This window comes from Bradyrhizobium sp. Ec3.3, assembly GCF_000472925.1.
Classification (GTDB): domain Bacteria; phylum Pseudomonadota; class Alphaproteobacteria; order Rhizobiales; family Xanthobacteraceae; genus Bradyrhizobium.
The window spans coordinates 68705-79948 of sequence record NZ_AXAS01000046.1 but is presented as its reverse complement, the minus strand read 5'-3'; the positions used below and the strand labels follow the sequence as shown (position 1 = coordinate 79948).

Annotated in this window: 10 protein-coding genes and 1 pseudogene; 8 read left to right on the top strand and 3 right to left on the bottom strand. The window is 61.6% G+C overall.

Going from position 1 to position 11244, the window contains the following annotated elements:
• Window positions 1-242: pseudogene (locus tag YUU_RS0133115) on the bottom strand (IS5/IS1182 family transposase); the annotation flags it as partial.
• Between the two features lie 599 nt (window positions 243-841).
• Here YUU_RS0133115 and YUU_RS0133110 point away from each other — a divergent pair.
• Together YUU_RS0133110 and YUU_RS0133105 are read left to right on the top strand one after the other, a co-directional pair.
• On the top strand, window positions 842-1414 hold the full coding sequence (locus tag YUU_RS0133110) for an aspartate/glutamate racemase family protein (RefSeq protein WP_245288169.1): 573 nt from the start codon (window positions 842-844) through the stop codon (window positions 1412-1414).
• The gene (locus YUU_RS0133105; protein WP_245288168.1) at window positions 1411-2406 is read left to right on the top strand and encodes an asparaginase domain-containing protein; all 996 of its coding nucleotides are present in this window, start codon (window positions 1411-1413) and stop codon (window positions 2404-2406) included. Before YUU_RS0133110 ends, YUU_RS0133105 begins: the two co-directional genes overlap by 4 nt.
• Window positions 2407-2434: 28 nt before the next feature.
• Here the strand turns inward: YUU_RS0133105 and YUU_RS0133100 are convergent, their stop codons facing one another.
• Window positions 2435-3295, bottom strand: a complete 861-nt coding sequence (locus tag YUU_RS0133100) for a helix-turn-helix transcriptional regulator (protein WP_051390013.1) — start codon at window positions 3293-3295, stop codon at window positions 2435-2437.
• A gap of 555 nt (window positions 3296-3850) precedes the next feature.
• On the opposite strand from YUU_RS0133100, the gene YUU_RS52560 reads away from it, so the two are divergent.
• From YUU_RS52560 to YUU_RS0133075, 5 genes are all read left to right on the top strand, one after another.
• Window positions 3851-5035, top strand: a complete 1185-nt coding sequence (locus YUU_RS52560; protein WP_035664044.1) for a branched-chain amino acid ABC transporter substrate-binding protein — start codon at window positions 3851-3853, stop codon at window positions 5033-5035.
• A 118-nt stretch (window positions 5036-5153) separates the two neighbouring features.
• Window positions 5154-6119, top strand: coding sequence for a branched-chain amino acid ABC transporter permease (locus YUU_RS0133090; protein WP_035664041.1), 966 nt, complete (start codon window positions 5154-5156; stop codon window positions 6117-6119).
• A 3-nt stretch (window positions 6120-6122) separates the two neighbouring features.
• A complete protein-coding gene (locus YUU_RS52555) occupies window positions 6123-7397 on the top strand; it encodes a branched-chain amino acid ABC transporter permease (RefSeq protein ID WP_051390012.1) in 1275 nt (424 codons plus the stop codon).
• On the top strand, window positions 7394-8206 hold the full coding sequence (locus YUU_RS52550) for an ABC transporter ATP-binding protein (protein ID WP_051390011.1): 813 nt from the start codon (window positions 7394-7396) through the stop codon (window positions 8204-8206). The genes YUU_RS52555 and YUU_RS52550 overlap by 4 nt, the downstream gene beginning before the upstream one ends.
• 29 nt (window positions 8207-8235) lie before the next feature.
• A complete protein-coding gene (locus tag YUU_RS0133075) occupies window positions 8236-8943 on the top strand; it encodes an ABC transporter ATP-binding protein (RefSeq protein WP_371260531.1) in 708 nt (235 codons plus the stop codon).
• A 235-nt stretch (window positions 8944-9178) separates the two neighbouring features.
• Here the strand turns inward: YUU_RS0133075 and YUU_RS0133070 are convergent, their stop codons facing one another.
• Window positions 9179-10081, bottom strand: coding sequence for a GNAT family N-acetyltransferase (locus YUU_RS0133070; protein ID WP_027526196.1), 903 nt, complete (start codon window positions 10079-10081; stop codon window positions 9179-9181).
• Between the two features lie 228 nt (window positions 10082-10309).
• Here YUU_RS0133070 and YUU_RS0133065 point away from each other — a divergent pair, with 228 nt between their 5' ends.
• Window positions 10310-11233: a glyoxylate/hydroxypyruvate reductase A gene (locus tag YUU_RS0133065; protein ID WP_027526195.1), complete on the top strand. Its 924-nt coding sequence runs from the start codon at window positions 10310-10312 to the stop codon at window positions 11231-11233.
• Window positions 11234-11244 lie beyond the last annotated feature (11 nt).

Below are 11244 nucleotides of genomic sequence, written 5' to 3'. Positions count from 1 at the left end.
CTATCGCACAGCGCCTCGTCAGAGAGATTGTGCATGTGCTTGAGGATGAACAGTCCGGCTACCAATCGTGTCGGCAACGGTGGCTGCCCCGGCCCGAGGCGACAGACCGAACTGAAGCGTCCCGCCAGGAAGTCCCAATCGATCTCCGCCGCCAGACGCACCAACGGATGGCGAAGGTTGATGATCTTCTCCAGAGATGGACGAAACAGATCGTCCTGACGATCGTCGCGCGGATGGCTCATGGGTTCTCCCCAACAGCGAATCTCGCCGTCAAAGGAATCACGAAGTCGCCAAATCCGGAATCCAAAAACGCAAGAAAACCAACACCTACCTACGGCTTTCTTGCACAATCGAATACTTCCTCACGTCAAATCACAGCGACAGACCAATTGCTTCCGAATTCTTCACGGGCGACTATTGAAACGCTTGAACTCTCGCTCCAATCCATCATGGGCCCAATTTGAGCTAGCTCCAGCCAAACTACGGCAATCCAAGCTGGGTACGCAACGCTGCCCGCCTGTGAAGCCTTATGACGCCAGAGTCGCAACGCTCTCTGGCGCGCTTCCAGCATCATTTCGCATCATCAAGCGACAGAGAGCGAAATTGGCTTGGAGGTCGCGAATGAGATTCTACGCGCGTGTGTTCGACGAACAAGGGCGACACTATGAAGCCGACGACAGAAGGGGCGACGCGCGCGTCAATTGGGATTGTCGCGGGCTCTGGCCCTGAGGCCGGAATCGATCTTTGGAGCAAGGTTCTTGCCCGCAACCAGACGCTTTTTGGCGGGGATTTCCGCGGAGATCTCGACGCCCCGCGGGTGGTGGTCTTGTCGGAGCCCACGTTGGGGCTGTCGATGGACCTTCAAGAGAACGAAGAAATTGTCTGGCACAGCCTCAAGCAAACGATCGCCGCGATAGCCGTACAGGCGGACGCTTATGCCGTTGCCTGCAACACTCTCAACTTGTTTGCGCCTCGCATCATCTCGCTTGGCCTGCCAGGGGAATTCGTGTCCTTCCAGTCTGCGCTCTCCGCCTGGGTTGCATGTAACCGCGTCGACAGCATTGCCCTTCTGGGTGCCGCTCCGGTCACGAGCCTTGGGCCATGGTCTGCCTATCGATCGCTGCAGGAAATCGTGGCGATCGAGACGCCGGCCGATACCGCGGAGCTGCACAACCTCATTCTCGACGTGAAACGTCTCGGCAGTCGTGATCCCTCGCTGCGGCCACGCCTTCGGACCCTCGTCGACAGACTGACGTCGGATCATGTCATTCTCGCTTGCACCGAATTGCCGCTGATCTCGGATATCGAAACCAACAAAATGCTGATCGACGTCACCGACCTGGTCGCACGCGAACTGGTTGACCGTTCGCTTGCCGGAAGGCAGGGCATGCCGCGACCAGGCCTTCAAACATGATGTCGGGCGCCCCCGGCGGCATCGGCGGCGCGGTGTCAATGGACGCGGACGCAGATCGCAAAGCCAAGGTGTCGGACGAGCGCTGCCGCGAAATCCTGCTCATTCACACAGGCGGAACGATTGGCATGCGTGGGTCTGCCGACGGACTGACGCCAGCCGCGGGCGTGCTGGAGGACGCCGCCGCTACGCTTGGACCGCCCGGCGCGCGCTTGTCGATCTGCTCGTTCGACCCCCTTGTCGATAGCGCCGACATTGGCCGCGAACACTGGAACCGGATTATTTCACATCTCGAAGGCTGGTCCGGCGACGGCGCTGTCGTCACGCATGGCACGGATACGATGAGCTTCACCGGAGCCGCGCTCAGTCAGTCTCTGGCGGGTGCGCCATTTCCGATTATCCTGAGCGGTGCGATGCGCCCACTCGGCACGGGCGGCGACGCTGAGTCGAATCTTGCACTCGCACTTCAATCGGCCCTCACCGCACCACCCGGCGTGTGGCTCGCTTTCGCTGGGCGCACGATCGCGGCGTCCGGACTGGTCAAGCGCCACTCCCTCGCGCCAGACTCCTTTCGCTCCGTCACACCCCCGATTGGCGCGCCGCAGTTTCGCCCACGGCGTTTCGGCGACGTACGCGTGTCGATTCTCACGATTTCTCCCGGCGTGCCCGCACGCATGGTTTCAGCCGCACTGGCGGAGTTGGATGGCGCGGTCATACGGCTGTTTGGAGCGGGCACGATCACGAGCAACAATGATCTCCTTGATGCTTTCGATGCTGCTATCCGAAGGGGATGTCGGTTGCGGGCAGTTAGCCAGTGCGAGCAAGGCGGCCTCACACCCGGCGCTTACGCAGCCGGCGCCCCACTCTGGCGTCTTGGCGTGGAGAATGGCGACGAGGAAACGGCCGAGGCAGCGCTCGTCCGGCTTTGGCTGGAATTGTCCGAGGCGCTACCGGATCACGATCACGCGCGGCAAACGCCTTCAAGTCGCGCTTAGCGCGGTGTCGTGAACGGCGGCTGCTGCATCATGCGTCAACCGGATAAAACAGCGGTACGCCCGGCTGCATCGTATTGTCGATCATGTCCCGTATCGATCGCGGGATCGCCGCCGCATCGGGCGCAAACAGCCCGCAATTCTTCAACGCGGGCCGGATTGCGATCTCCGCGCCCAACCATTCGAAGAGCACGCGGGAGCAGGCAATTCTGCGCTGGCTTCCGGACGACACGCCCATGATCAGCCCGGTCAGCCGGGCGATCTTGTTGCGCCGTGAAGGGAACAGAATGGTCTGAGTAACCTCGTTGCTGGTCAGCGTCTCGGAATCGATCAGAAATATCCGATCCTCGAGAAACAAGGCGGCGCCGGAGTATCGGCACTTGTAGGCGGCCCCCCGCCGCTCTGGATCGGAGAAGTGTTCGATGCGCCGGTAGTAGACCTGGTTCTGGTGCGTGAACAGATGCATGAGTCCGCGCAGGATCTTCCCCGGCGAGCTCATCGAATAGTAGTACACGTAGTAGTATCCGACGTAGCCCCGCAGCGTTGGCAGCGACGCCGCGCGCAGCTTGTCGATGGAGTCTGCGTAAGGCGGACGCGGCTTCGACGTACGCCGCTTGAGCGATATGATGCGCGCGAACTGCGTGGGTGGCAGATGAAACTCCGTCGCTTCAACCCCAAAATAATCGCACAAGCGATTGAGAATATTGGGCGACGGACGCGCCGCCGCGCGCAGATAGCGGTTGAACTGCGTACGGTTGATGTCGAGGCGACGACAGACCTCCGAAACGGATGGCGCGTAACTGCAGGCCAGACGAAGATTCTCCGCAAAGGATCGCTGCATCTCGCTGGCGGAATCCTCCGCCGATTTCACAATGACTTTCGCCTGGACCATTCGCACCTGACGCTATTTGATGCTCCAAAAGCATAATATGGAAACCCCGCGGCGGCGCAAGCAGAGACGCCTCGATCAGTGATCCCCCGTGGATCATCGCACCGATTTGGATGCCACGGCCGACGGAGATCCCCCGACAAGAAAGACAGCGATTGCCGAACTGGCGCCGTTCGCCAACGCAGCGCGCGGTCGCCAAATGTCCAGTTTTTAGGCTTCAACTGCCGCTCTGATCGGCAGGAAGACGGGATGTCGTCGAGCGTTGGCAGTCACCAGCCTCGCCATATCTCGCAACGCCCCACCCTGCCCGGCCGGCCGCGGGCCGGACGAAGCTGCCGCCAATCAGTTCTCCAAATGCCCGACACCGATGGCATAAGGCCTTTCGCTCTGACCAGACATTCTGGCGCTATTTGATGCTGCGTGAGCATAAGCAAACGTCATGATGACGCAAGCCGCCAAATAGCCAGCGGAAATCCCCCAATCGATGATCCCATCCCAGGCGTGTTTGTGCCGATCTGGGTAAGCCGATCGGGCGCTCTCGAAAAGGGGGAAGTCACCATGAAATTGATGAAGACGCTAGTTGCGGCAACCACCGGCCTGATGCTGCTCTCCTGCGCGGCGTTCGCGGAAGACAAAGGTGCAATCAAGATAGTCACGCAATCGCCTCTCTCGGGACAACAATCCGTGGCGGGCGAAGGCATCATGCTCGGCGCTCAGCTGGCCGTCGCCCAGTTCGGCAAGCAGCTGACCGACATGGGCTTCCAACTCTCGCTCCAGCCGGAGGACGACCAGGCCACGCCGAACGTCGGTGTCGCCAACGCCAACCGGATCCTCAACGACCCCGCGGTGCTCGGCGTCGTCGGCCACTACAATTCCGGCGTGGCGATTCCGTCCTCTGAGGTCTATGCCAAAGACAATCTCGCGATGGTCTCGCCGGCCAACACGAATCCGGCGATTACCGATCGTGAGACGACGCACGCCATCGCGAACCGCATCTGCGGCCGCGACGACGTTCAAGGGCCGGCAGGCGCCAATTTCGCGACCGAGACGTTGAAGGCAAAGAAGCTCTACATCATCAACGATAAGTCGGCCTATGGCTCCGGCATCGCCCAGACTTTTGAAGCAGCGGTTCGGAAGAACGGCGCCAATGTCATCCTGTCCACCGGCATGGACCAGAATGAGACCGACTTCTCGTCGATCCTCAATCGCGCTCGTGTCGACCAGCCCGATCTCATCTACTACGGTGGCACCTACCCCCAGGGCGGCCTGATCATCAAGCAGATGCGGCAAAAGGGCCTCAAGGCGGCCTTCCTTGGTGGCGACGGTTTGGACAGCGGCGACCTGCAAAAGATCGCCGGGCCGGAGAACATGACGAACGCCTATTTTACGACGACGGCGCTGCCGCTGTCGCAAATGCCGGCCGCCGCGGCCTTCGCACAGACTTATAAGGCCAAGTTCAACAAGGAGCCCGAGGTTTACTCCGCCTACGGCTATGACAGCGCGCGCGTGATCATCGAGGCGATCGTCGCCGCCGCGAAGGCAAAGGGCGGCGCCATTCCCAGCCGCGCTCAGGTCGCAGCGGCCGTTCGCGAGGTCAAGTTCGACGGTGTGACCGGCTCGATCGCCTTCAATAATCGCGGCGACATCGCGAGCGCGAAATACGTCGTGATCGAAGCTGGCAAGTCCGCTGATGCCAACAAGATCGTAAAGATCATCGATGTCGCCGCCCCCGGCGGCTCCTGACCAGGTCGCGATCGATGTCCACGACGGCCGCGGGGTCTCTCCGCCCCGCGGCCATCCCTTCCGGTCCCCGACTTAGACGCGGCGCCCGCCGCAATGGCGTTCTTCGGAAAACTTCGACATGTCCTTCCAGTTGGCTCTCGAATTGCTTCCACCGACCCTGGCGGATGGGCTCATCCTCGGCCTCCTCTATGCCACGATCGCGCTCGGCTACACGATGGTCTACGGCGTCCTGGGCCTGATCAATTTTGCCCACTCTGAAATCTTCATGGTGGGCGCCGTCGTCGCGGTCGAACTGCTCACCTATGTCCTCGCCGGCTCCCCGCTCCACCCCGTCCTGCAACTGGCGCTCGCCATGATTGTCGCGGCTGCGGTCTCAGCCGCACTCGCCGGACTCGCCGAGCGGGTCGCCTACCGGCCCTTGCGACGTTCGAACGCGCCAAAGCTGGCGCCGCTTATCACAGCCATCGGCATCAGCCTCTTCCTGCAGGACGCCGTGCGCTTCGTCGAAAGCCTGTTCGGCCAATTCATCCGGCCATTCCCCTCGATGCCCTTCTTCGACATTCCGCTGCCGCTGACACCTAACGACAGCATTCCAATGAAATCGGTCGTCATCCTGATTGCCGCCGGAGCGATGCTGGTGGGGCTCAGGTATACCGTCAACCAAACGCGCCTTGGAAAGGCGATCCGCGCAGTCGCCACCGACCGCATGGCGGCGAGCCTGATGGGCATCGACGTCAATCGTATCGTCATGCTGACATTTCTCATCGGTGGCGCGCTCGCCGGCGTCGCGGGAACGCTCTATGCGCTGCAGTTCGGGCGAGTTGATCCGTTCTCCGGGTTCATACCCGGCCTGAAAGCGTTCACCGCCGCGGTCCTCGGTGGAATCGGGTCGATCCCCGGCGCCATGGTTGGCGGCATCGTGCTCGGCCTGATCGAGATGTTGATCGGTACATTCGTTCCTATCCTGACGAACAACGCCATAGGGACCGAATACAAGGACATTTTCGCGTTCGGCATACTCATCCTCATTCTGATCTTCAAACCCACCGGCCTGCTCGGGCGTCCCTCCACGGAAAAGGTTTGATTCATGGCCCACGGCTTTTTTCCCGGCAGATCCGCGTGGTTGATCGCCTACACGCTGGTCGTAACCCTGCTGTGCGTGCTCGTCTTCACCGGCAACGGCCTGATCGACACCGTCGCGTTCCTCGCGCTTCTTGCGCCGCTCTTCATAGCCAGCGACTTCGACAAGTGCGATCCGCGCGTCGGCATGCCCGTGCTGGCCTTCGTGTTGCTGTGCGCGTTGCCGCTGGTCGGAATGCGCAACACCTTCTATCTCGATGTCGCCATTCAGGTCGGCATATTCGCGGTGCTGGCGCTGGGACTGAACATCGTGGTCGGCTTCGCGGGCCTGCTGGATCTCGGTTTCATCGCGTTCTTCGCGGTTGGCGCTTACCTGTGGGCCATTGTCAGCTCTCCCCACGGAGCCGCATTGCTCGGCACGGGATTTCCGCTGCAAGGCGATGCGTTTTTCGTCATCGCGATCGTCGCCGTCTTCGTCGCCGCCGGTACGGGCGCGCTGCTCGGCTTACCGGTACTGAGGTTGAAAGGCGACTATCTCGCCATTGTCACGCTGGGTTTCGGCGAGGTCATCCGCGTCCTCGCCAATAACCTCGACAAACCCTTGAACATCACAAACGGCCCGCAGGGAATCGCGGGAATCGCGCAGCCGCTCACGGAGGTTGCCGGTACGCTCGCAACCACCACGGCCCCGGCCTTCAAATGGCAGGCGTTGATCTACTATGCTGTCGTGCTCACGCTGGTTCTCGTCGCCGTGCTGGCCAATCGCAGGCTGGACAGCTCCAGCATCGGGCGCTCGTGGTTGGCGATCCGCGAGGATGAGATCGCCGCGCAGGCCATGGGCGTTCCGCTGGTGAGGACCAAGTTGATCGCGTTCGCGACCGGCGCTGCCTTCGCGGGTACGATGGGCGTCCTCTTTGCCGCGAAGCAGACCTTCGTCAGCCCGGAAAGCTTCGATTTCAATCAGTCGATCGGGGTTCTTGCGATGATCGTGCTGGGTGGGCTCGGCTCCATACGTGGCGTGATGATGGGTGCCGGCCTCGTCACGATCCTCAATCTGCAGGTCCTGAAATCGCTTTCGGCCGGACTGAACCACTTGCGCGCGACTGGATTCGAGATTTTCGGTTGGTCCTTCGCCAACCTGCCGACGCAGTTCGAGCCCTCCAAATACGAGCGCTTGATCTTCGGCCTGATCCTGATCGCCATGATGCTGTACAGACCGCGTGGCCTGGTCCCCGCCGAACGACGTCCGATTTCCGCCGGAAATGCCGGGAGCGCCTCGTGACCGACAATCTCCTCCTGGACGTGTCGAACCTGCGCAAGTCGTTCGGCGGCCTGACCGCGGTGGACAACGTCACCCTCAAAGTCGAGCGCGGATCGATCGTTTCGGTGATCGGACCAAACGGGGCAGGCAAAACCACGTTCTTCAACCTCATCACCGGAATCTACCGCCCAGACGTTGGTGCGGCGTTGCTCGACGGTGTTGACCTCGTCGGCCTCAGACCAGATCAGGTCGCGGCTGCTGGCCTGGCCCGGACGTTCCAGAATATCCGTCTTTTCACGGGAATGACGGCCCTCGAAAACGTCGTCGTCGCACGATCGATGCATATGCGTTCCGGATATTGGGGCGCGCTGTTCCGCACGCGCGCCTACGGAAATGAGGAGCGTTCCGCGATCGCGGACGCATCTCAATTGCTGGGATTCGTCGGTCTCACGGGGAAAGCCGACGCGCTGGCTGGAAGTCTCGCTTATGGCGAGCAGCGGCGTCTCGAGATAGCACGCGCGCTCGCCACGAAGCCGAAGCTTCTGCTGCTCGACGAACCGTCAGCCGGAATGAATCCACAAGAGACGGAGGACGCCAAAGCGCTGATCCTGCGGATCCGCTCGGAACTCGGCATTGCGGTCGTGCTGATCGAACATGACATGCGGCTTGTCATGACCGTCTCCGATCATATCGTCGTGCTCGACTATGGCAGCAAGATCGCGGAAGGCGGGGCGGACGACATCAGGACGCATCCGAAAGTGATTGAAGCCTATCTCGGTCGCGGTGTTGCGGCGCGAACCGCCACATCGGAAAGCGAAACAGTATCATGATGGATGCATCGGAATCGCCAGCCCGTCCTCTGCTCGAGGTTCGAAACATCGACGTGTTCTACGGGGCGATCCACGCCATCCGCGACCTGTCGGTGGTTGTGAACGAGGGCGAAATCGTTACACTCATCGGCAGCAATGGTGCCGGAAAGACGACAGCCCTGGGCGCGATCTCGCGCCTGCTGCCGATCCGGTCCGGCGACGTCCTGCTGGACGGACGCTCCCTCCGATCGGTGCCGCCGCACGATGTCGTGCGACGTGGACTCGCGCATGTCCCGGAGCGGCGCCGCATCTTTGCCGATTTGACCGTGATCGAGAACCTCGAAATGGGCGCCTTCACGGTCGGCTCGAAGGCCGATATCGCGAGCCGGATGACCGAGATGCTCGAGCTGTTCCCGCGGCTCGCCGAGCGCCGCAAGCAATTCGGCGGTACACTGTCGGGAGGCGAGCAGCAAATGCTCGCTGTGGCACGCGCGCTGATGCAGCATCCACGCATACTCTTGCTTGACGAGCCATCGATGGGACTTTCACCGCTCTTCGTCGAGCGGATTTTCGATATTATCGAGACGATCAACAAGCGTGGTGTCACCATCCTGCTTGTCGAGCAGAACGCCCATATGGCGTTGGCAATCGCCGACCGCGGCTATGTGCTGAAGAACGGAACGATCGTCGATCAAGGCAGTGCTGCCCGGCTGCGCTCGGACGAGAGTATCCAGGCCGCCTATCTCGGCGCGCATTGAGTGGGCAGAATCCGGCGTGTTGCTTGTCGAAGGACGACGCGATCAATTTGATCGCGTCGTCCTTGCGACTTGCGGCCCGATTCTCAAGATCGCCCTAAGCCTCTGCGGAGGTCAGATCACTCCAGAGAGAGAGGCAGCCCACGCTTGCCGTCGATCGATTTTTTCTTGATCTTCCAGTGCACCCGCCGTGCACACGGCGCCTCCTGCGCATGGCGGAAACGCTCAATGATCGGGCTTAGCCGAGCGCTTGGCTTGCGAGCGCGAAAGTTACGGGTTGCATTCCATAGCGGGTATTCGGATCACGAAAGTCTCCTCCCAGCGACATCGTCGTAACAGTGTCGAAGAAAGCAAGGCCCGACCGGGCCAAGAAGGAGCTGAACTCGCCCTCGGCAATGTGCGTGTCAACTCTCAGAAACTCTCCTTCATGGGCGGCGATATGCGGTGCGATCACTATGATCGCGTCCTCGTCGTTTGACGCGACCAGCGGCCCCACGACATGCCCGCGCCCGAACGGGCGACAGAGCGCGAAGGCTGCGAGACGACCGTTCCGGTAGAGCCCGAACCCCACGGATTGCGGTAGCAGAGCAGCAAGCAGCGTGAGGCGCCAGGCGCCGAACGCTTGCGCATCGAGTTCGGCGACGGCCGGCAGATCCCGCTCGTCCAGACGACGCAGCTCGGCTCTTTCGTAAGGACGCGGCATCTCGCCGGAGCGTCGCGCCTCGCCTTGACGTTGGAACACCGTTCGCTCGGTACGAAAGCCGAGCGAGAGATAGAGCTTGCGCGCTGCGCGCGTGGCATTGAGGCGGAGATCGCGCCCCCTGCACGCGGACAGAACGCGCTTCATGAGCCACTGTGCCGTGCCACGCGTCTGAAGGCGGGGTGAGGTGATAACCATGCCGACTGTGGCGAACTCTGTCCCATGAGGAAACCACATGGCCGATCCCAGCACCCGTCCGATTTCATCGTGAACCACGATGCCGTGGCCCATATCACGCAGAAACTGCCAGTCCTCAGGCCGGTGCGGCCAGCCTACGCCGATCGAAAGGGTGTAAAGCTGTTCGAGCCCGACCGTGTCGATGTCGACCGCGCGCGCATCGAAAGCATCGATCGTGAGCGAACCGGTCGTGCGGGGCTTCATGTCTCCCTCTGGTCGGCCTGACATCGGTCGAGTGGCTGCTCCGAGCTCGCTTCAGCTCCGGGCGCGATCAGCATAGACCGAGCCTCGCCGCAGATTAAGTTTCAGAACGGCGGTCCAACGAAACAATCCACCAAATCGCGGTCGCATTCGGCACCGGATGGAATCCCGATCCGATAGCTTGGTTCAATCCGGCGAGTTCGCCACCCTCCGCGCGTCCACATTGACCAAATGACATTTCTCTTCAATTCCGACGCACAGCGCGGAGCCGTTTTCCGTGAGGCCTTCGCTCGCGAGCTCCCGCACCTGCCCTTCGCGATCGGCCCGGCCACGGTCGATCCCGACGGCGTGCGTTATATCATCAGCTGGACCGTGACGGAGACCCTCGAACGGTACCGCAACCTTGAAGTCCTGTTTTCAGTCGGGGCCGGCATCGATCAATTTCCGCTCAACGCGATCCCGCCCGAGGTGAAGGTGGTCCGGATGGTGGAAAACGGCATCATCCGGATGATGCAGGAGTATGTCACCCTCGCGGTGCTGGCGCTCCACCGCAACCTCCCTGCCTATCTTGATTTGCAGCGGCAACGCGAGTGGCGGGCTCTGGCGCAGAAGCAGGCTGCCGATCGCCGGGTTGGACTGCTCGGGCTTGGCGTGCTCGGCCGGGCCGTGCTGGAGAGCCTGAAGCCTTTCGGCTTTCGCTTGAGCGGCTGGAGCCGATCGGACAAGACGATCGAAGGCGTCGCAACATATAGCGGCCAAGCTGGACTTAGCCGGATGCTCGCTGAGACCGACATCCTCATCTGCCTGCTGCCGCTCACGAAGGCCACGCAGGGGATCCTGAATCATGAGCTCTTTGCGCGGTTGCCGAAAGGCGCAGCCCTCGTCCATGCGGGGCGTGGCGGCCAGCTCGATCACCTCGCGCTGCTCGCCGCTCTGGATGCCGGCCAACTCGCCGGCGCCGTCATCGACGTCACCGAACCCGAGCCTCTGCCTGCCGATCATGCCTTCTGGGGCCATCCGAAAGTCATGCTCACTCCGCATGTGGCAAGCGCAACCCAGGCGGACACCGCAGCGCGCGCGGTCATCGACAACATCAAGCGATATGAGGCGGGCCTCGATCTCATCGGGCTCGTTGATCGCACACGTGGCTACTGAGAGGAGTTCCA